Raw genomic sequence first — 19,880 nt, 5'->3', positions numbered from 1 at the left:
TGAATGGTGAAATTGAATCCTTTTATAAAATAAAATGCCCCCAAACTGTTTTGGGGGCATTTATTTTTTTGAGAATAGTGTATTAATCTAAACTCATAGTGATTTGGCCATCATCATCAAGTTGTACTGGACCTGCATCTTCATCGCTTAAAATAGGTGGTTCAGGCACCTCCTCTACAGGCTCTTCATAAGGAAGTGGATCTAGCAAATTGACTTGTTTTAACTTATCTGCAGTCAATTGATTTCCTTGGGCTTTGAATCCTTTTACGGCTATAAAAGCCTCAACATCTACCACTTGATTTTCTTTTTGTACTCCTTTTACTTTTGCAAAAACTAGTTCGGCAACAGGTCTATACTCTGTTGAAACAATTTCTAGATGCGAATTAGCATGCTCTGAGATAAAGGCTTCCTCTTTGTTTTCGGTTTCTACCAAAAAGCGTTTGATGTAATAGCGCTCTTTTTCTCCATCGAAATAAATGGCCGAAATAGGTTTTTTAGGATTCCATTTCTCTAAAACGACCATGTCTTGGTCGAAATGTGTTGTCAACTCCGGCGTTATCACTTTGAGCTTGCCAGATTGTGCAATGATTAAAATTTTATCACTTGGTCTAAATTCACCCAGTAATTCACCACGTCCATCTACATTTAATCGTTGTACCGTATCATCAAACCACACTTTACGAGGCAATAATGTAGAAATCCCTTTCTCTTTTAATTCTATTTTCTTAATTGGGTATTTCGTTACCAAATTCCCTTTAGAACTTCTTCCTTTTATGGCAAGATTTGAAAAATCAATATCAAATTTCAATTTTTTAATAGTTCCCACTTGTCGCAACAAAATGGTAATTACTTCAGCCTCACCGTTTGGATTGCATGAAAAGTATACGATTTGAGATCCAGCAGTTTCATTTGTTAAATCATACGGTTTATCACGTGTAACACCCGATACGTTAAAGCGTTTTATATAAGAAGGCCCTGATTTTCCATCTCGATAAATCAAGTTGTAAATCGTACGCTTGTCGCTCTTGTCAAAAATAGCCACATGAATAATATCTTTACCCACAAAAGTTTTTGCATCAACTTTGGTGATCATCATTTTCCCATCTCTTAGAAAAACAATAACATCATCAATATCAGAGCAATCCGTAACATACTCATCTTTCTTTAAACTAGTCCCCACAAAACCTTCTTCACGGTTGACATACAGTTTAGTGTTTCGCAATACTACTTTTGTTGCTTCAATATCATCAAAAATACGCAATTCGGTTTGGCGTTCGCGACCTTTTCCGTATTTCTCTTTCAATTTCGTAAAATACGCTATTGCAAAGTCTGTTAAATGAGCTAAATGATGTTCTACTTCCTTCATCTCGCCCTCTAACTTGGCAATCATGTCATCAGCCTTATCAGAATCAAATCGGGTAATACGAATCATCGGAATCTGGGTTAAGCGCTGCAAATCGTCATCATTAATTTCTCTAACAAATGATTCTTTGAAAGGCTCAAAACGATCGTACAAATAGGTATAAAGCGATTCTCTATCTGAATATAATTTGAAATCGATGTACATTTCTTCTCGAATAAAGATTTTTTCGAGCGTAGAAAAGTGCCACTTGTTTTTTAATTCTTCGAGTTGAATTTCGAGTTCTTGTTTTAATAAATCAACTGTTCTTGCAGTTGAAATGCGCAACATTTCAGAAACCCCAATAAACAAAGGTTTGTTATCTTCAATCACACAACCCAAAGGCGCAACTGATGTTTCGCAAGCTGTAAAAGCAAACAAAGCATCAATGGTTTTGTCTGGAGAAACTCCTGGAAATAAGTGAATCAATATCTCTACCTCAGCAGCGGTATTGTCTTCAATTTTTTTGATTTTGATTTTGCCTTTTTCATTGGCTTTCAAAATACTATCAATCAAAGTCGTTGTATTTGTCGAAAACGGAATTTGAGTAATGACCAACGTGTTTTTGTCCAACTGGGCAATTTTGGCACGTACGCGCACACGACCACCACGCAATCCGTCATTGTAATTTGATACATCAGCAATACCTTGCGTCATGAAATCAGGATACAACGTAAACGCTTTTCCTTTTAATATTTTGATCGAAGCGTCAATGAGCTCATTAAAATTGTGCGGCAACACTTTCGTGGAAAGTCCTACTGCAATTCCTTCTGCTCCTTGTGCTAAAAGCAATGGAAACTTAACTGGCAGATTATTTGGTTCTGCACGACGACCGTCATACGAAACACCCCAATCGGTAATTTTTGGAGAATACAAAACCTCCAAAGCAAACTTAGACAAACGCGCCTCAATGTAACGCGAAGCCGCAGCGCCATCGCCTGTTAAGATATTTCCCCAGTTTCCTTGGCAGTCAATCAACAAATCTTTTTGACCAATTTGCACCATAGCGTCACCAATACTCGCATCTCCGTGTGGGTGATACTGCATGGTGTGCCCTACTACATTGGCTACCTTGTTGTAGCGACCGTCATCCAACTCTTTAAGCGAGTGCATGATTCGACGTTGTACAGGCTTGAAACCATCTTCAATAGCAGGTACGGCGCGTTCCAGAATTACATACGAAGCATAATCCAGAAACCAGTCTTTGTACATGCCCGTAACCTTGGTTATGGTATCGCCTTCTTCGTTATTGTTTTCGTAAAAATGCTGCATGCCACTCGAGGTTTTTATGTCTTCGAAACCTTCTTCACTCGTGGTCTCATTCAACTCTTGGTTATTCTCGTCTTCGTTTGGAATGATGTTATCTTCTTCTTCGTCTTTCATTTATTTTGATTCCGAAATTAAATGTATTAAATCTTCTCTGCTAGGCAGAATTGTTTTGTATTTACTGGCAAATATTTGTTCATTATTTTCAGGCAAAGTGTACTCTACAACCAAATCGCTTTTGTTTTGGCAAAGCACAATTCCAATCGTTTTATTTTCATCTTCCAAACGCATTTCTCTGTCATAATAATTCACATACATTTGCATTTGTCCTAAGTCTTGATGCTTTAGTTCCCCTATTTTTAAATCAATTAAGACAAAACATTTTAATACTCGGTTATAAAAAACCAAATCGATTCGAAAATGTTTATCATCAAAAGTAATTCTATTTTGTCGAGCTACAAAAGTAAAACCGTGACCTAATTCTAATAAAAAATGCTCCAGTTTATTAATGATTTCTTCTTCTAGTTCCGATTCGGAATACTGATGCAATTCAGGTAAGCCTAGAAATTCTAAAATATAAGGATCTTTAATAATGTCTTTTGGTTTCTCAATAATTTGACCTTTTTCAGAAAGTTTCAAAATCCCTTCTTTATCCCTGCTCAAAGCCAATCGTGTATAAAGTGCCGAATCATATTGTCGTTTTAATTCGCGAACACTCCAATTGTATTTTTCTGATTCTATCTCGTAAAAACGCCTTTCCTTTTCATCATCAATTCGAATCAAAAAATTATAATGAGACCAAGTTAATTTGAAAATCAAAGTTAGTCTTGCTGATTTTAATCGGTCATTTTGTGATAATCTAAATTCACTTTCTCTTATTTGTAATTCCGTAGACAGTGACTGTGATTTTACATTTTCAGAAATCGTAGACACTGTCAACGAATTTGAATAAATTGTATAAAACTTTCTGATTCTCTCTAGATTTTCAACTGAAAACCCTTTCCCAAACTCAGTAGTTAACTCTTTAGAAAGTCCTTTCAATAATTGCTTCCCATATTCAGCTCGGTCTTTTCCATTTTGTTCTTCTTCAACAATCATTCTTCCAATTACAAAATAGGTATAGACCATCGTTGAGTTTACAGTGCGTAAAACTTGCGTTCGAGCATTTTGTAGTAACTCAACAACTTGAGAAAACAAAACTTTATTTTTAAGCTTTTCCTCGAATATACCTTCTTCGTCTTTCATTAAAAATATGCTATTGAATGGTAATTTTGTATATTTTTTTTCTGTTTTGCTAAAAAGAATAGTTCTCCTTACAGATATGTTCTACAACTTCAACTTTATTTCCGCTTGCATCAATGTGATTTTTAACGATTTTACCGCACTCTTTATGATCATTTGATAAATTAATGAAAAATAATACTGAAACAGCTAGAGTAAAAATTGAGCCAAATATTAGAGTAATTTTGTTCATACTTCCTTTTTTAATTAATGTTTGTCAATTAGTTAAAACCTTTACTTTTAAAAAAATTATATTCTTTTGCTCCATTTCCATCTCCATATTCCACAAAAAGTTTTATTCCAAATTTTCGAAAAAGCTCAGCCATATCAGCATAACAATATTTTTGGAATCCTTCTAAATTACTTGAATTTCTTGAACCAATACAACTTGTACAAAACTCATTGTAACCAATGATTCTATTCTTTTCATCTCTAAACAAGATCATATGCCTTGGATTATAACACCCCGCTTCCATCTCTTGGGGAATACAAGTATCACTAATCAACAGATTAATAAGTTCTTTCTCTTGACTTTTATTTAAAATTACTCTCTCTTGAATCATTGTACTATCAAAAGTAAATTTATAATTATCAACTACTACTTTATATGAAGCAGACTCACCCTTGTATTTTATAGTATCCCATACTACCCTATTATAATACGAAACCAATTCAATCTTAGAGAACTTCTTTATTGGAAAATCTCTTTTATTAATTATTTTACTGATTGATTTTTCGATAGGAATCCCTTCCGACTCTAGTGACTGCTGTACATTTTCATTTTTACAACAAACCAATAATAAAATAGCAACAAAAAATATTATTCTCCGCATAAACTAAATATCCTAATTAAAATCATTCCTCTACCAAAGCATCCAACTCCACCTTCAAGTTCTTAATAATAAACTCTTGTCGGTCTGGAGTATTTTTACCCATATAAAAAGACAATAACTGCTCAATGGAAGTATTTTTATCCATCATAATAGGATCTAAACGAATGGTTTCTCCAATAAAATTCTTGAACTCATCGGGCGAGATTTCTCCTAAACCTTTAAATCGGGTGATTTCTGGTTTTGGTTTTAGTTTTTCAATGGCATCTTTTCGCTCTTCCTCAGAGTAACAATAAATGGTTTCCTTCTTGTTTCGAACCCTAAAAAGAGGCGTTTGCAAAATATACAAATGCCCTTCTTTGATTAATTCAGGAAAAAATTGCAAGAAAAAAGTAATCAACAACAATCGAATGTGCATTCCATCGACATCGGCATCGGTAGCGATGACAATGTTGTTGTAACGCAACTTTTCGAGACCGTCCTCAATATCTAAAGCAGCTTGGAGTAGGTTGAATTCTTCGTTTTCGTACACAATTTTTTTACTCATTCCGTATGAGTTCAGCGGCTTTCCGCGCAAACTAAACACGGCTTGTGTATTCACATCACGCGACTTGGTAATAGATCCCGAAGCCGAATCTCCCTCAGTAATAAAAAGTGTACTCTCTAAGTTTCTAGGATTTTTAGTATCGGGCAAGTGTGCACGACAATCTCTTAATTTTTTATTGTGCAGATTAGCTTTTTTAGCACGATCTGTGGCTAGTTTTCTAATTCCAGATAATTCTTTACGCTCACGCTCTGCCTGCAAAATTTTACGCAATAACGCTTCTGCCGTGGGTGGATTTTTATGTAAATAGTTATCTAATTTATTTTTGATAAAATCGTTTACAAACGTACGAACAGAAACTGGCGGCGTACCATCATCTGATCCCATATCTGTGGAACCTAATTTGGTTTTGGTCTGAGACTCAAAAACGGGCTCCATTACCTTGATACTAATAGCACTCACAATAGATTTTCGTACATCTGAAGCTTCAAAGTTTTTGTTGTAAAACTCACGAATGGTTTTTACAATGGCTTCGCGGTAAGCGGCTAAGTGCGTCCCTCCTTGTGTGGTATTTTGCCCGTTTACAAAAGAGTGATACTCCTCACTGTACTGGGTTTTACTGTGGGTAAGTGCAATTTCTATATCATGTTCTTTCAAGTGAATAATTGGATATTCCAGATCATCGGCACTTATTGTTTCTTCTAATAAATCACGAAGTCCGTTCTCTGAAATGTACTTTTCACCATTAAAAATGATCGTCAAACCATTGTTTAAGTAACAATAATTCTTCACCATTTTAATCACATATTCCATTCGGAATTTGTAATTTTTGAAAATGGTTTCGTCTGGCGTAAACGTTACTTTAGTTCCTTTACGCTTAGTAGTTTCAATTATATCTTCTTCAAGGACTAAGTTTCCACCTGAAAACTCAGCGGCTTTTTGCTTGTCCTCTCTCACCGATTCTACACGGAAATAATTTGAAAGTGCATTCACAGCTTTGGTACCCACACCGTTCAAACCTACTGATTTCTGGAACGCTTTAGAGTCGTATTTACCACCTGTATTCATTTTAGAAACTACATCAACGACTTTACCCAACGGAATACCTCGCCCGTAATCACGCACCGAAACCGTTTTGTCTTTGATGGTCACTTCAATGGTTTTACCAGAGCCCATAACAAATTCATCGATACAGTTGTCTAAAACCTCTTTTAACAGGATATAAATACCATCATCTGGCGAAGAACCGTCACCCAGTTTCCCGATGTACATTCCGGGGCGCATGCGAATATGCTCTTTCCAGTCTAAGGACCGAATATTATCTTCGGTATATTGATTTTGATCGGACATTTTAAAATTTGTGGATTTTAACTTCGTTCATTTCGGGCTTTACTTTACGCAAAGCTCTAGAATGTGCTAATGTAGTGTAATATGATAAATTTTAAAAATTCAAAGCCTCAAAGTTATCAAGAATAATATTGAAAACCTGTTTTTACTTTACGATTTAAAATTGCCAATCAATGACTTTAGCTTAATATCATACTCACCGTTTGTTATAATTCCTTTTTGGATATCAAAATTAGCATCAAAACTAGGTAATGAAAAAGTTGCTTTTACGTAGGCACCATAACGAGGGAAAGCAGTTTTTGCAATTTCTAAAACACTAGCACCACCTCTAGCTCCCGGAGAAGTAGCTAGAAGCAACATGGGTTTGTCCTGAAACACTTTTCCGTTGATTCTAGAACTCCAATCGAAAATATTCTTGAAAGCAGCACTATAATTACCGTTGTGTTCCGCCATAGAAATCACCAACACATCAGCCATTGCAATTACAGCTAAAAATGCTTTCGCTACATCATGCTGACCGATTTCGAGCTCCAAATCAACAGAAAACAAAGGCATTTGAAAATCGTTTAAATCTAAAACTTCTACGTTTGCATTTTCAAAAAGATGCGCTGCATAAATTGCCAGTTTTTTATTGATAGAATTTTTACTGTTGCTTGCGCCAAAGGTTACTATTTTCATAAGATTGTTTTTTTTTCTGAAATAAATTAATTGCTGTTGCGTATTTATTTTTAGATTTTTTTAAACGCTTCATCTACATGAAACCTTTTTAGATTAATGAAAGTTTTAAATTCATTTCTTGAAGGTTTTACAACAAATCTAAAAGAATCTATCTGAACTGATTTTAAATGGGTTAAGGAATCTATTTTCTTTAAATCTTCTTTAGAACCAATGCTTTTTAAATGTAATAGATTTTTTTCTAAATCAATTGTATTTACCGTCCAATAAATAGAATCACTGTAGTTCAAAATTAATTTTCCGTTGAATCGTTTTGCTTTTTGAGTGTTTGAAAAAATAAAAATTGTATCAATTTCTTTGTTCGAAAGCTCTAAGGAATCACCTATTTTTATAAAATCAAAAACCACTTTGTAACCTTTAGAAACGTACTTGCCATTAACAAAATCAAATTCTTTTTTCAATGAGTCTATTTCGGTTTTATGAATTCTAAATTTTCTAGTAAATTCTTTACTAATCATATTTTCAGAGATATTCAGGTAAACGGAATCTGAATTAATAAAAAGACCTCTGAATTTATTAGGTATTTTAGACAGTTCAGCATCATAAATTGGCTGTGGTTTTTCAAAATACACAAAACTTTCATCTGCTGGCGCATCTGCTTTTTTGCAAGAAATAACAAATAAAAATATCACTAACAAAATAAATTGTTTCATTTTGAATTAATTAAAATTTTAGTGAATTTACACTTTTAATTTTAATTAAACTTTAAACACCGACAAAAACCCTAGATTGCAGCGGAAAGCATTTTTTTATAAAGCCGCTATTTTTTCTTGACCTGAAAGAGCGACCGCAGGAAGCTCCTTTGAGGGCTTAGAAAAAAAGTCTTTATAGAAAAATCTTGAAGCGGAAAGCTGGATTAGGTTCATAAAAAAAGTCGAAAGCTATTACTAACTTTCGACTTTTTAAGTTTTACGTTTAAAAATTACACGTTGAATCTAAAGTGCATTACATCACCATCTTTCACAACGTATTCTTTACCCTCAACTTTAAATTTTCCTGCTTCTTTACATTTTGCTTCAGAACCGTATTGCACATAGTCTTCATAAGCAATTACTTCGGCACGGATAAACCCTTTTTCAAAATCTGTATGAATTACACCAGCAGCTTGTGGCGCGGTAGCACCGATATTGATGGTCCAAGCACGAACTTCTTTTACTCCTGCCGTGAAATAGGTTTGCTGTTTTAACAATTTATAAGCTGCACGAATTAAAACGGATGCTCCTGGCTCTGACAATCCCATGTCTTCAAGGAAAACTTGGCGCTCTTCGTAGCTTTCAAGCTCTGTAATATCAGCTTCGGCTCCTACAGACAAAATAATTACTTCTGCATCTTCATCTTTTACTAACTCGCGAACTTGGTCTACATATTTGTTTCCATTTACAGCAGAGTTTTCGTCTACGTTACACACATACAAAACTGGTTTTGCAGTAATCAATTGAAACGATTCCATCAAAACTTCCTCGTCATTTCCTTGAGGAGTAATAGTTCTCGCTGATTTAGCTTGCAATAAGGTTTCTTTAATTCGATCCAAAAGCGCTTTTTCGGTCTGCGCCTCTTTGTTACCTGTTTTTGCAGCACGATTTACTTTTTCTAAACGCTTTTCAACCGTTTCTAAATCTTTTAACTGCAACTCGATATCAATAGTTTCTTTGTCACGAATGGGATTTACATTACCATCAACGTGAACGATATTATCATTATCAAAACAACGCAATACGTGAATAATAGCGTTACACTCTCTAATGTTTCCAAGAAATTGATTTCCTAAACCTTCTCCTTTACTAGCTCCTTTTACTAAACCTGCAATATCCACAATATCAACCGTAGCCATTTGCACACGCTCTGGCTTTACCAATTCCTCCAATTTATTGATTCTTGGATCTGGTACATTAACAACACCAATATTTGGCTCTATGGTACAAAAAGGAAAGTTAGCACTTTGCGCTTTTGCGTTTGACAAACAATTGAACAAAGTTGATTTTCCAACATTAGGTAACCCTACAATTCCTGCTTTCATCTGTAAATACTATTTTATTTTTTTTCCGGAAACATGCAAGCTTTTTTATGGCAAACAAGGTTCTTTTAAGTTTTAAATTTTGAGCTATTTAGCATTAAATCTTATTAGACAAAGCCATTTGGCTTTAAAAGTTTGCAAATATACCATTTTAATACTGTTTTCAATAATTAAAAGATACCATTACTGAGAACCTAGCATTTTTTTTAAAAAATTAAAAATAGTACTAATGTTTTGTTAAAAAAAAATTATATTGCAGCCTATTTCAAATCAACCAGAAAATAAAACACAATTTATTATGAAAAAATTCGCATTATTATTAATCCTATTAAACGTCTCGTTTGTATTTGCTCAGAAGCAAATATCAGGGGTAGTAAAAGACATTTCTGGAAATTCGTTACCAGGAGTTAACATTGTAGAAAAAGGAACAAAGAATGGAGTTTCTACTGACACTGATGGTTCTTACAAAATTAAAGTGAACGAAGGAGCAACGTTAGTTTTCAGTTATGTTGGATTCAACAAAGTAGAAAGAGCAGCAACAGAAGCTGTAATCAATGTAGTTTTATCTGAAGAAGGTGGACAAAATTTAAATGAAGTTGTGGTAACAGGAACAAGAACTGCACCTAGAAGTAATACTACGTCAGCACTTCCTATTGATGTATTATCTTCAAAAGATCTTACCTCAACAGGACAAGCAACTTTTGACAAGGCATTACAGTACAAAATACCGTCTTTTAACACGGTTCAAACTCCTGTAAATGACGCAACTTCCTTACTAGATCCTTATGAAATTAGAAACATGGGACCAAGTAGAACCTTAATTTTGATTAACGGTAAAAGAAAGAACTTAAGTTCTTTGTTATATGTACAAACATCTCCAGGACGCGGTGAAACAGGATCAGACATCTCAGCAATTCCTACTGACGCTATCGAAAGAGTTGAAATTTTAAGAGATGGAGCATCTGCACAATACGGATCTGATGCTATTGCGGGTGTAATGAATATCATATTAAAGAAAAACACAAATGGACCATCTGTAACTATGAGGACAGGTGTTACATCTGAAGGAGATGGTGAAATGATTGGCGTTAGTTTAAATAACGGATCTGAAGTTGGTCAGAAAGGTTTTATCAATTATACTGTTGACTTCTCAAAAGTTAACCTTGCCAATAGACCTGGTAAAGTAGATGCTGAAGGCGATTTTAACGATTTTGTTAGAGTAAACCCTGCAACATTCGATGGTTATGTTAATGACGATAATACTTTAGGTGGCGTAGATATATCCAATTTGACAACAGCTGAAAAAGAAGCTTACTTTACAAATAGTTATGTTGGTACCGCGGATTATAATGCCAAATTTGCTGCAATCAACCAAGGTAACATTAACGGAAGAAACGCAGTAGATACTTTTTTAAATGAAAAACCTGATGCAGGAAATGTAAACGGATCTCCAGAAACCGCTGCTGCAAAATTTTTAGTAAACGGCGCTTTTGAATTATCTGATGCTACACAATTGTACTATAATGCAGCCTATGTTTATAAAAAAGTAAATTCTTTTGCAAACTATAGAACTCCATATTGGAGACCTGTTAATGATTTTTTTACTAGTCCAGCTATCCCAAACTGGAGAAAATCAACAACTTCACCATACTTGCAAGACTTTTTTGGAAATGGTACCGCAGCTTCATACAAAGGCTACGTACCTACATTTGTAGGTGATCTAAACGACTATAATGCTACTTTAGGATACAAAGCCACTAAAAATGAATGGAATACAGATGCTAGTATTACTTTTGGAGGCAACTCTCAAACGTATTCTGTAGAAAATTCTCAAAATAGATCCTCAATTTTGGATTCAAATGGCGCCAATCTTTACAGGGAAAACAGTCCAATATCATTTAAACCAGGGGGAACTTCTTTTAATCACATAGTAGGAAATATTGATGTCTCAAAAAACCTTTCTGACAAATTAAGTATTGGTTTTGGTACTGAAATTAGAACAGAAACTTTTGAAGTTATTGAAGGCGATAAAGCTTCTTGGGACGGAATTGGAGCAGACTCATTCGCAGGAAACAGACCTGAAAATTCAGGAAAATGGAACCGTTATAATTTAGGTGCTTACTTTGATTTAGCGTATGACATTACAGAAGACTTTTTAATCAACGGAACATTGAGATATGAAGATTATAGCGATTTTGGTGGAGCAACAGTATGGAAAATTAGTTCTAGATACAAATTCTTAGACAACAAGGTTACTTTAAGAGGATCTGTATCTACAGGTTTCAGAGCACCTACTTTACACCAAATTTATACTCAAAAATCTCAGTACTCTTTTGTACCAGGAGAAGGAATTCAAGTAAGTGGTATTATCAATAACGTTTCCCCTCAAGCAAGACAACTTGATATTGACCCGTTAGATGCTGAGAAATCAACAAACATTACAATTGGCTTAGGCGCAAAACCATCTAAAAACTTTAATTTCACTGTTGATTACTACAACATAAAAGTTAAAGATAGAATTGTACTAGGTGATATTACTGCAACTCGTTTTGGAGATGTTGCTTGGTTTGAAAATTCATTTGATACTAGAACATCAGGTTTAGATGTAGTTGCTAACTTTAGCAATATTATGATAGGATCTGGAAAACTAGGCGTGAACTTGTCTGGAAATTATACTATTCAAAACGAAAGAATATCACCCGTAAAAAAGAATAACTTTAGCCAAACTCTTGAAGCCTTAATGTTTACATCAAGACCTATAACTAAATGGATTTTAGGAGGTAACTATGAAATAGGAAAACTAGGATTTTCACTTAACAATACTTATTTTGGCAAATCAACTTTCAAACAAGCAGGTTTAGATAACAATTTAAGAACTGAATTTACTCCAAAAATTGTCACCGATTTAGGAGTTACCTTCTCCGCTACAGAAAAATTAACTTTGGCGTTGAATGTAAACAATTTATTGAATGTATTACCGGAGTGGAAATTCAAAGCTGAAAATGCTGCTGGAACTGCAATATTAAACAACCCAGCTGAAACAAGAAAACAATTTAATCTTGTTACATTTAACGGTCGTTACTCTCAAATGACGTATGATGGATACCATTTCAGTCAATTAGGAACGATGTTCAATCTATCTTTGAACTACAAATTCTAATTCATTTATTGAATAACTCAAAAGGACTATCGAAAGATGGTCCTTTTTTTTAAAAAAAACTCTTACCTACATACCACATCTTTATTAAAACTTATTTGTAATTGTTTCGAAAGAATCATGCTATTTCAAAATTTTTAAATCTTAAGATTAACGATTAATCAATTTTCACAAAGGAAAATAGCAGCTAGTGTAAATTATACAATTTATCTTGGAAATTCCATAACAACTTATCTCTGTTGCCCTTGTAATTTTACTTCATATTAATCTAATAAATAAATAATTATGAAAACGATATTAATTGGAGCTTTAGCACTATTATTTTCCGTACAAAGTCAAGCGCAAAACAAAAATGTAAAATCTGAGGTAAAAACAACGGTTACAACAATAAAAGACTCAAAAGGAGAAAAAAAATTGGTTAAAACTCAAGAGATCAAAGAAACTCAAAACATTGAATTGAAAGATGCCGATTCAAACGCTTTGAATAAAGAAATTAAGCAAACTCCTGTTCAAGTAACTGCTATTACTGCAGTAACCGCAAATGGAGTGACCAATATTGTAGATGTTGATAGATCTGCTTATTACAACTACAACGGACAAAAATACCAAGTTAGTCTAGCTGAAACAGGTTACAACATGTACCTGCCAAACAAGGAAAAGACTGCTGTTTTAAGAAAAACTTCCAATAACAATTACATTTACAGTACTAAAAGCAAAACATCTTTTGGATACTTTAATGCTGATGGAAACTTAGTTTTAGAATCTTATGACCCCGAAACTGATAAAATTACATCTGAAATTTTTGAAATGGTCAAAGAATAACAAAAATAGTATTGCATAAAAAAACCTGAGATATCTCAGGTTTTTTTATGCAAAATCAATACTTATTCGTTGTGTAAAAAAGCTTGTCTGTTTAGCAATGTTTCATCACTTTCTACATGCGCATCATCAGGAATACAACAATCTACAGGGCAAACCGCTGCACATTGAGGTTCATCATGAAATCCTTTACACTCCGTACACTTACCAGGAACGATATAATACACTTCGTCAGAGATTGGTGTTTGTGCTTCATCAGAATCAATTTCAGTACCGTCTGGCAAAATTACTTTACCTTTCAGTTTTGTTCCGTCCTTGTATCTCCAATCATCAGCTCCTTCATATATTGCAGTATTTGGGCACTCCGGTTCACAAGCCCCACAATTGATACATTCGTCTGTTATAATAATTGCCATCTTTTTAATTTAGGAATTAAGCAAATAAGATTTTCAAGTATAAGAATCTATTATCTTTCGTCTTTTAATCTTTTTACTATACTTTTTATAGCTTATTTTTGTGCAAAATTACAATCAAAACTATTCATAAGCAAACATTATGACATTAGAAACAAAAAAAAATGTTTTTGTTGAATTAGGAAATTTTTTAAGTCAATTTTCTGAAAACAACACCACAAAAAACCCAAATGTTTTGCACAACGAAACATTTTTTGATGCTTTTCAAGAACTTATTATCCTGTCTCAATCACACAATGGCTGGTATACTCCTGAAAATGTATATTTTTCAATACAATCTTGGTCTAAAGCATTAACAGAAGAAAATCTTGATCAATGGCTTTCTGCCTATACTTTAGAAATTCAAAAACCAAAAAATATAGCATTAGTACTAGCAGGAAACATTCCTCTAGTTGGGTTTCATGATTTTTTATCGGTTTTAATAACTGGAAATAATGTGATTGTAAAAACATCATCAAACGACCAACATTTACTGCCTTTTTTAGCCAAATATTTGATTGCTGTTGCGCCTGAACTTAAAAACCAAATCACGTTTGTTGAGGGTAAATTAGAAAACTTTGATGCCGTAATAGCTACAGGCAGTAACAATACATCAAGATATTTTGAGTATTATTTTAAAGACAAACCGTCTATTATTAGAAAGAGTAGAAATTCAGTAGCGGTTTTGATTGGTACTGAAAACAAGGAGGAACTCACTGCTTTAGGAGAAGATATTTTTAGATATTTTGGTTTAGGATGTCGTAATGTATCTAAACTTTTTGTACCAAAAGGATATAATTTCGATGCCTTTTTTGAAGCCATTTTTGAATACCAAGATGTCATTCATTATGAAAAATACGCTAATAATTACGATTACAACAAAGCGGTTTTCTTAATGAGTAATTTTAAGCTGCTTGACAATGGATTTTTAACTATAAAAGAAGACCAAAGCCATGCCTCACCTATTTCTAGTGTTTTTTATGAATATTACGACGACTTACCCGCACTACAAACTAAGTTAGATTCTGAAAATGAACTACTTCAATGTATCGTTTCTGGTGGTTGTATTGAAAAAAGTATTTCGTTTGGACAAACTCAAAATCCGCAATTATGGGATTATGCAGATAACATAGATACAATTTCATTTTTGTTAACAATTTAGCAGAAAAAAGTGCGATTATTTCGAATTAATTAACGCTTTTTAAACTGCTATTGTCGAAATTTGCTTTTTAATTTTTTGGATATAACTACTCACATGAAAAAACACAACTACAGCGCAGGACCTTGCATTTTACCCCAAGAAGTTTTTGAAAAATCAGCACAAGCGATATTAAATTTCAATGATTCTGGATTATCTCTTTTAGAAATGTCTCACAGAAGCAAAGATTTTGTGGCCGTTATGGATGAAGCTCGATCACTTGTTCTAGAATTATTAGGCCTTGAAGGCAAAGGCTACCAAGCATTATTTCTAGCAGGTGGTGCTAGTCTAGAATTTTTGATGGTTCCTTACAACTTGATGAAAGAAAATGGAAAAGCCGCTTACCTAGACACAGGAACATGGGCTGCTGCTGCTATTAAAGAAGCTCAACTTTTTGGAGAAACTAGCATCATAGGTTCCTCTAAAGAACAAAATTACAATCATATTCCAAAAGGATACAGTATTCCAAAAGATGCTGATTATTTTCACTGCACGAGTAACAATACCATCTTTGGTACCCAAATGAAAGAGTTTCCAGAAACTAGCATACCACTTGTGTGCGACATGAGTTCGGATATTTTTTCAAGAGTATTGGATTTTTCAAAATTTGACTTGATCTATGCTGGAGCTCAAAAAAACATGGGACCTGCAGGAACCACATTGATTGTTGTAAAAGAAGAAATTCTAGGTAAAACTGGCAGAACTATTCCTAGCATGCTGGATTATACCAAACATATTAAAGCAGAAAGTATGTACAACACACCTCCTGTTTTCCCTATTTACGCTTCTTTATTGACTTTACAATGGTTGAAAAACTTAGGTGGAATTGCAGCCATTGAAAAAATAAACAATGCCAAAGCGGCTTTATTGTATGCCGAAATTGATAGAAATCCATTATTTAAAGGAGCTGCTGCTGTGGAAGATCGTTCTAATATGAATGCTACTTTCTTGTTGAATGATGAAGCACATGCCGCAACCTTTGACGCTTTATGGAAAGCTGCAGGAATTTCAGGATTACCAGGGCATCGTTCAGTAGGTGGTTACAGAGCTTCTATGTACAATGCGTTACCATTAGAGAGCGTTCAAGTACTGGTGGATGTAATGAAAGAATTAGAAACCAAAGTATAAATCCGTATTAGTCTTTAGTTTCACAAAATAACAGTTGAATTCTAAACCCCTAGCCCCGATTGTAATGAAAATCCTTTTATGTTTTTTCTTTAAAAACATAAAAGATTATAATGAAAAGCGGGAAATAGCTCCTAAAAAAAATAATTAATTAGAGGATCGATTAGGTTCCTTAAAATGATAAAAAAAATGAAAGTATTAGCCAACGATGGAATTTCAAAAAGTGGAATTCAAGCTTTAGAAAAAGGTGGTTTTGAAGTTATAACAACAAAAGTAGCGCAGGAACAAGTGGCTAATTTTGTTAATGAAAACAATGTAAGTGTCGTTTTAGTAAGAAGCGCGACTAAGGTTCGTAAAGACATTATTGATGCTTGTCCAGGCTTGAAAATTATAGGTCGTGGAGGCGTAGGAATGGATAATATTGATGTGGATTATGCTAAAAGCAAAGGGATTGCAGTGATTAATACGCCTGCTTCATCATCAGAATCTGTGGCAGAGTTGGTTTTTGCACATTTATTTTCGGGAGTTCGATTTTTGCACGACTCGAATAGAAATATGCCACTAGAAGGCGATACCAACTTTGATGGTTTAAAGAAAGCGTATGGTAACGGAATTGAATTGAGAGGAAAAACGCTTGGAATTGTGGGCATAGGCCGTATTGGTCAGGCTACTGCAAAAATGGCGCTTGGACTAGGAATGAAAGTTATTGCTGCGGATAGTTTTATACCACAGGTAGATGTCACGGTATCTTTTTTTGACGGTCAATCTATTACCACAACTATCGTTTCACAATCTTTAGAATCAGTTTTTAAAGAGGCTGATTTTATTACCCTACATGTACCTGCGCAAAACGGTTACATTATTAGTGATAAAGAAATTGCTAGCATGAAAGATGGTGTAGGAATTGTAAATTGTGCCCGTGGCGGTGTAATTGACGAGGTGGCTTTACTTAAAGGACTAGATAGCGGAAAAATATTGTTTGCAGGATTAGACGTTTTTGAGAGTGAACCAACGCCAGAGATGGCAATATTAATGCACCACAAAATCTCACTAACACCACACATAGGTGCAGCTACAGGTGAGGCACAAGATAGAATAGGAACTGAACTAGCCCAACAAATTATTAGTATTTTGGGATAAGGTTTAATGTGATGAAATGATTAAAAGGGATTTATTTTAAGTAATAAATCCCTTTTTTTTATTAGATTTGATATCTAAACAAAACCAAAACCTATGTTAGAACAATTAACACAATTAGCACAACAGTTTGGAGTCGAGTCAGTTGTTAAAAACAATGCTATTCCAAACGAACAAAACGAGGCCGTTATAGAAGAAGCTAGTAGCTCCATTTTTTCTGGTTTACAAAAAATTGCTTCAGAGGGCGGTGTAGAACAATTGGTTTCTTTGTTTCAAGGAGATAATGCTCAAAACGCTTCAAATCCTGTAGTTCAAAAGCTTACTGAACAACTTACTGGAAGTCTTGGAGAAAAATTTGGTATCAATACAGATGCAGCATCAGGTGTTGCAGGAAGTTTGATTCCTCAAATTCTAGGATCATTGGTAAATAAAGCAAAAGATCCTAATGATAGTAGTTTTCAAATCTCTGATATCATTGCAGCTATATCTGGAGGCGGAGCTCAAGGATCTGGAATTATGGATGCCATTTCAAAATATGGAGGACAATTTGGTTTAGATCAAAATGCTGATGGAAAAGTAGACATTAGCGATGCAATGGCAGCCGTATCTGGAAAAGGTGGTGGAATAGGCGGAATTCTTGGCAAACTATTCGGGAAATAAAAAACACTAAAAATCACCTACTTAGGTGATTTTTTTTTTGTTAAATGGTTTTAAAAAAAGATAATATAGTTGTAAATTTAAAGTAAAATTTCGATTATGAAACGTAGTTTATATATATTAGGAATAGTAGCGCTCATCATGTACAGTTGTGCTACAACTACTCCATTTACAGCTGTAAAAAATCCGTCAAATAATTCTAGTAATGATACCGTAAGAATAGCAAATGAAGAACTAGAATACGAGGTAATCATTATTGAACCAGGTTTTAATTCTTGGCTAAATGCCACAGCTTTTCCTAGAAATTATCACACACAGGCTTTTCTAGAAAATAAAAACCGTTTTTATGTAACAGAATGGAATAACCGTGTTTTGCAACCACAGCGTTTTAATCCTAATTTATATGAAATGACTATCAATTATGATCCCACCATTAATTACGGGTATGAAGTAAATTATTTGATATACAACTACATGATATTTTTCCAAAACACGTACAAACAAAAACTTTTTGGTTTTGTACCCCTGAGATAATCTCACTATATTTGTATTCATTATAAATAAAAATGAACAAACTCAAACAACGTTGGGGAATTGAAACAAATTTTCAGTTCATAATAATTCTAATCGTTTTTGCTATCACAGGATCAGCATCAGCTTGGTTGTCTAAACCGTTTTGTACGTGGCTAGGTATAACAAAAGATTCTTTGGGATATTGGATAATTCCTGTTCGTTTGATATTAATATTCCCTATTTACCAAGTATTACTGGTTTGTATTGGTTTTATATTTGGGCAATTCAAATTCTTTTGGGCATTTGAGAAAAAAATGCTGAAAAGATTAGGACTCGGATTTCTTTTTAAATCATAAAAAATGCCTCGTTACGAGGCATTTTTATTTTTTATTAAATACGTGTATATCCACGTTAAGGTAAATGTGGGTATAAAATCAGTAAAAGGTATAATTTCTTCAAGAAAAGTTAACACTCCTCCTACTTTACCTATTTTCCCTTTATACATCCAAGTCATTAAAAAACCTGCTAAAGGCGCCCAAACTACATCTGAAAATTCTCCAAGAAGAGGAATGGTAAAAGAAAGCATCCCAATAGCATCAAACAATATTCCCAACAAAAGATTTCTTGTTTTGTTATTTGCTTCATCATTAGCAACAGGTTGTATCATAAGTATTCAATTTATATTTATTGAACAATATACAAATCTAATGCCAATTATTTCTTAAGCTTTCCTTGATACATTTTCTTCAACTTATCAATTTTTGGAGTAATTACATAACTACAATACCCTTGTGTTTTGTTTTGGTTGTAGTAATTTTGATGGTAGTCTTCAGCAACATAAAATTTTGTGGCAGCTGATATTTTAGTCACAATTGGTTTACCAAAAGTATTTTCTTGTGTCATCAAGGCAATGTAATCCTGTGACAACTGTTTTTGATTCTCATTGTGATAAAAAATTTCGCTACGATATTGCGTCCCTACATCAGCACCTTGACGGTTAAGCGTTGTAGGATCATGAGTTGCAAAAAATATTTCAAGTAACTCTCCAAAACTTATTTTCTTAGGGTCAAAGGTTATTTCAATAGCCTCTGCATGTCCCGTTTCTCCGGTAGAAATGTCATTATAAGTAGGATTTACAGTGTTTCCACCGATGTAACCTGAAACTACTTTACTCACACCGTCAAGCTGTAAAAATACTGCCTCGGTACACCAAAAACAACCTCCTGCAAATGTTGCAATCTCTAAATCTCCTTGTTTTTCCATATTTTTTGTTTCTAAACTTTTAGGTACAATTACATTTTTTTCTTTGGTACAAAATGAAAAGGGCAAAAGGGCGATCATCAATCCAATTATTTTTTTCATATTTAAAATTTAATCAAAGTTATTTATTATCAAACACCCTAGAC

At 33.9% G+C, this 19,880-nt stretch carries 19 protein-coding genes; 8 read left to right on the top strand and 11 right to left on the bottom strand.

Annotated elements, in window-relative coordinates; genetic code table 11:
* Positions 1–82: 82 nt before the first annotated feature.
* The 8 genes from FPG59_RS03355 to ychF form a co-directional block, all read right to left on the bottom strand.
* The gene (locus FPG59_RS03355; protein WP_086453207.1) at positions 83–2,782 is read right to left on the bottom strand and encodes a DNA gyrase/topoisomerase IV subunit A; all 2,700 of its coding nucleotides are present in this window, start codon (positions 2,780–2,782) and stop codon (positions 83–85) included.
* Positions 2,783–3,910, bottom strand: coding sequence for a YhcG family protein (locus FPG59_RS03350; protein WP_086453206.1), 1,128 nt, complete (start codon positions 3,908–3,910; stop codon positions 2,783–2,785).
* Between the two features lie 49 nt (positions 3,911–3,959).
* Complete coding sequence (locus tag FPG59_RS03345; RefSeq protein WP_086453205.1) at positions 3,960–4,139, bottom strand: hypothetical protein; 180 nt, start codon at positions 4,137–4,139, stop codon at positions 3,960–3,962.
* A gap of 28 nt (positions 4,140–4,167) precedes the next feature.
* Positions 4,168–4,779: a hypothetical protein gene (locus FPG59_RS03340; RefSeq protein WP_086453204.1), complete on the bottom strand. Its 612-nt coding sequence runs from the start codon at positions 4,777–4,779 to the stop codon at positions 4,168–4,170.
* A gap of 22 nt (positions 4,780–4,801) precedes the next feature.
* On the bottom strand, positions 4,802–6,670 hold the full coding sequence (locus FPG59_RS03335) for a DNA topoisomerase IV subunit B (RefSeq protein WP_086453203.1): 1,869 nt from the start codon (positions 6,668–6,670) through the stop codon (positions 4,802–4,804).
* A gap of 147 nt (positions 6,671–6,817) precedes the next feature.
* Positions 6,818–7,345, bottom strand: coding sequence for an NADPH-dependent FMN reductase (locus FPG59_RS03330; protein ID WP_086453202.1), 528 nt, complete (start codon positions 7,343–7,345; stop codon positions 6,818–6,820).
* Positions 7,346–7,395: 50 nt separating this feature from the next.
* The gene (locus FPG59_RS03325; RefSeq protein WP_086453201.1) at positions 7,396–8,055 is read right to left on the bottom strand and encodes a hypothetical protein; all 660 of its coding nucleotides are present in this window, start codon (positions 8,053–8,055) and stop codon (positions 7,396–7,398) included.
* A gap of 269 nt (positions 8,056–8,324) precedes the next feature.
* Positions 8,325–9,419, bottom strand: a complete 1,095-nt coding sequence (gene ychF / locus FPG59_RS03320) for a redox-regulated ATPase YchF (protein ID WP_086453200.1) — start codon at positions 9,417–9,419, stop codon at positions 8,325–8,327.
* Positions 9,420–9,714: 295 nt separating this feature from the next.
* Between ychF and FPG59_RS03315 the strand changes: the two genes are divergently transcribed.
* Positions 9,715–12,576 carry a TonB-dependent receptor gene (locus FPG59_RS03315; protein ID WP_086453219.1) on the top strand — a complete coding sequence of 954 codons (2,862 nt, stop codon included), beginning with the start codon at positions 9,715–9,717 and terminating at the stop codon, positions 12,574–12,576.
* A gap of 282 nt (positions 12,577–12,858) precedes the next feature.
* Entirely contained in the window at positions 12,859–13,395 is a 537-nt protein-coding gene (locus tag FPG59_RS03310; protein WP_086453199.1) for a hypothetical protein, read from the top strand.
* A 62-nt stretch (positions 13,396–13,457) separates the two neighbouring features.
* Here the strand turns inward: FPG59_RS03310 and FPG59_RS03305 are convergent, their stop codons facing one another.
* Positions 13,458–13,808 (bottom strand): 4Fe-4S dicluster domain-containing protein, encoded by a 351-nt coding sequence (locus tag FPG59_RS03305; protein WP_086453198.1) that lies wholly within the window; start codon positions 13,806–13,808, stop codon positions 13,458–13,460.
* 139 nt (positions 13,809–13,947) lie between these two features.
* Between FPG59_RS03305 and FPG59_RS03300 the strand changes: the two genes are divergently transcribed.
* From FPG59_RS03300 to FPG59_RS03275, 6 genes are all read left to right on the top strand, one after another.
* On the top strand, positions 13,948–15,006 hold the full coding sequence (locus tag FPG59_RS03300) for an acyl-CoA reductase (RefSeq protein ID WP_086453197.1): 1,059 nt from the start codon (positions 13,948–13,950) through the stop codon (positions 15,004–15,006).
* Between the two features lie 93 nt (positions 15,007–15,099).
* Positions 15,100–16,170 (top strand): 3-phosphoserine/phosphohydroxythreonine transaminase, encoded by a 1,071-nt coding sequence (gene serC / locus FPG59_RS03295; protein WP_086453196.1) that lies wholly within the window; start codon positions 15,100–15,102, stop codon positions 16,168–16,170.
* 186 nt (positions 16,171–16,356) lie between these two features.
* Positions 16,357–17,307 carry a D-2-hydroxyacid dehydrogenase gene (locus FPG59_RS03290; RefSeq protein WP_086453218.1) on the top strand — a complete coding sequence of 317 codons (951 nt, stop codon included), beginning with the start codon at positions 16,357–16,359 and terminating at the stop codon, positions 17,305–17,307.
* Between the two features lie 93 nt (positions 17,308–17,400).
* Positions 17,401–17,964 (top strand): DUF937 domain-containing protein, encoded by a 564-nt coding sequence (locus FPG59_RS03285; protein ID WP_086453195.1) that lies wholly within the window; start codon positions 17,401–17,403, stop codon positions 17,962–17,964.
* A gap of 96 nt (positions 17,965–18,060) precedes the next feature.
* Positions 18,061–18,495 carry a DUF6146 family protein gene (locus FPG59_RS03280; protein ID WP_086453194.1) on the top strand — a complete coding sequence of 145 codons (435 nt, stop codon included), beginning with the start codon at positions 18,061–18,063 and terminating at the stop codon, positions 18,493–18,495.
* Positions 18,496–18,527: 32 nt separating this feature from the next.
* Positions 18,528–18,830, top strand: coding sequence for a DUF6787 family protein (locus tag FPG59_RS03275; RefSeq protein WP_086453193.1), 303 nt, complete (start codon positions 18,528–18,530; stop codon positions 18,828–18,830).
* An 11-nt stretch (positions 18,831–18,841) separates the two neighbouring features.
* Here the strand turns inward: FPG59_RS03275 and FPG59_RS03270 are convergent, their stop codons facing one another.
* Both FPG59_RS03270 and msrA read right to left on the bottom strand, forming a co-directional pair.
* Positions 18,842–19,141, bottom strand: coding sequence for a hypothetical protein (locus FPG59_RS03270; RefSeq protein WP_086453192.1), 300 nt, complete (start codon positions 19,139–19,141; stop codon positions 18,842–18,844).
* 47 nt (positions 19,142–19,188) lie between these two features.
* Complete coding sequence (msrA, locus tag FPG59_RS03265; RefSeq protein ID WP_254906635.1) at positions 19,189–19,737, bottom strand: peptide-methionine (S)-S-oxide reductase MsrA; 549 nt, start codon at positions 19,735–19,737, stop codon at positions 19,189–19,191.
* Between the last annotated feature and the right edge of the window lie 143 nt (positions 19,738–19,880).

It is taken from the genome of Flavobacterium sp. FPG59 (assembly GCF_002150205.1).
GTDB lineage: Bacteria > Bacteroidota > Bacteroidia > Flavobacteriales > Flavobacteriaceae > Flavobacterium.
The sequence above is the reverse complement of the archived record's forward strand: the minus strand, read 5'-3'. Positions and strand labels throughout refer to the sequence as shown.

Coding starts and splice junctions, on each gene's coding strand:
- FPG59_RS03300 (WP_086453197.1), top strand. CDS start 13,948: ATGACATTAGAAACAAAAAAAAATGTTTTTGTTGAATTAGGAAATTTT.
- FPG59_RS03305 (WP_086453198.1), bottom strand. CDS start 13,808: ATGGCAATTATTATAACAGACGAATGTATCAATTGTGGGGCTTGTGAA.
- FPG59_RS03315 (WP_086453219.1), top strand. CDS start 9,715: ATGAAAAAATTCGCATTATTATTAATCCTATTAAACGTCTCGTTTGTA.
- FPG59_RS03330 (WP_086453202.1), bottom strand. CDS start 7,345: ATGAAAATAGTAACCTTTGGCGCAAGCAACAGTAAAAATTCTATCAAT.
- FPG59_RS03275 (WP_086453193.1), top strand. CDS start 18,528: ATGAACAAACTCAAACAACGTTGGGGAATTGAAACAAATTTTCAGTTC.
- FPG59_RS03285 (WP_086453195.1), top strand. CDS start 17,401: ATGTTAGAACAATTAACACAATTAGCACAACAGTTTGGAGTCGAGTCA.
- FPG59_RS03270 (WP_086453192.1), bottom strand. CDS start 19,141: ATGATACAACCTGTTGCTAATGATGAAGCAAATAACAAAACAAGAAAT.
- FPG59_RS03290 (WP_086453218.1), top strand. CDS start 16,357: ATGAAAGTATTAGCCAACGATGGAATTTCAAAAAGTGGAATTCAAGCT.
- FPG59_RS03310 (WP_086453199.1), top strand. CDS start 12,859: ATGAAAACGATATTAATTGGAGCTTTAGCACTATTATTTTCCGTACAA.
- FPG59_RS03340 (WP_086453204.1), bottom strand. CDS start 4,779: ATGCGGAGAATAATATTTTTTGTTGCTATTTTATTATTGGTTTGTTGT.
- FPG59_RS03335 (WP_086453203.1), bottom strand. CDS start 6,670: ATGTCCGATCAAAATCAATATACCGAAGATAATATTCGGTCCTTAGAC.
- FPG59_RS03325 (WP_086453201.1), bottom strand. CDS start 8,055: ATGAAACAATTTATTTTGTTAGTGATATTTTTATTTGTTATTTCTTGC.
- msrA (WP_254906635.1), bottom strand. CDS start 19,737: ATGGAAAAACAAGGAGATTTAGAGATTGCAACATTTGCAGGAGGTTGT.
- ychF (WP_086453200.1), bottom strand. CDS start 9,419: ATGAAAGCAGGAATTGTAGGGTTACCTAATGTTGGAAAATCAACTTTG.
- FPG59_RS03350 (WP_086453206.1), bottom strand. CDS start 3,910: ATGAAAGACGAAGAAGGTATATTCGAGGAAAAGCTTAAAAATAAAGTT.
- FPG59_RS03345 (WP_086453205.1), bottom strand. CDS start 4,139: ATGAACAAAATTACTCTAATATTTGGCTCAATTTTTACTCTAGCTGTT.
- FPG59_RS03280 (WP_086453194.1), top strand. CDS start 18,061: ATGAAACGTAGTTTATATATATTAGGAATAGTAGCGCTCATCATGTAC.
- serC (WP_086453196.1), top strand. CDS start 15,100: ATGAAAAAACACAACTACAGCGCAGGACCTTGCATTTTACCCCAAGAA.
- FPG59_RS03355 (WP_086453207.1), bottom strand. CDS start 2,782: ATGAAAGACGAAGAAGAAGATAACATCATTCCAAACGAAGACGAGAAT.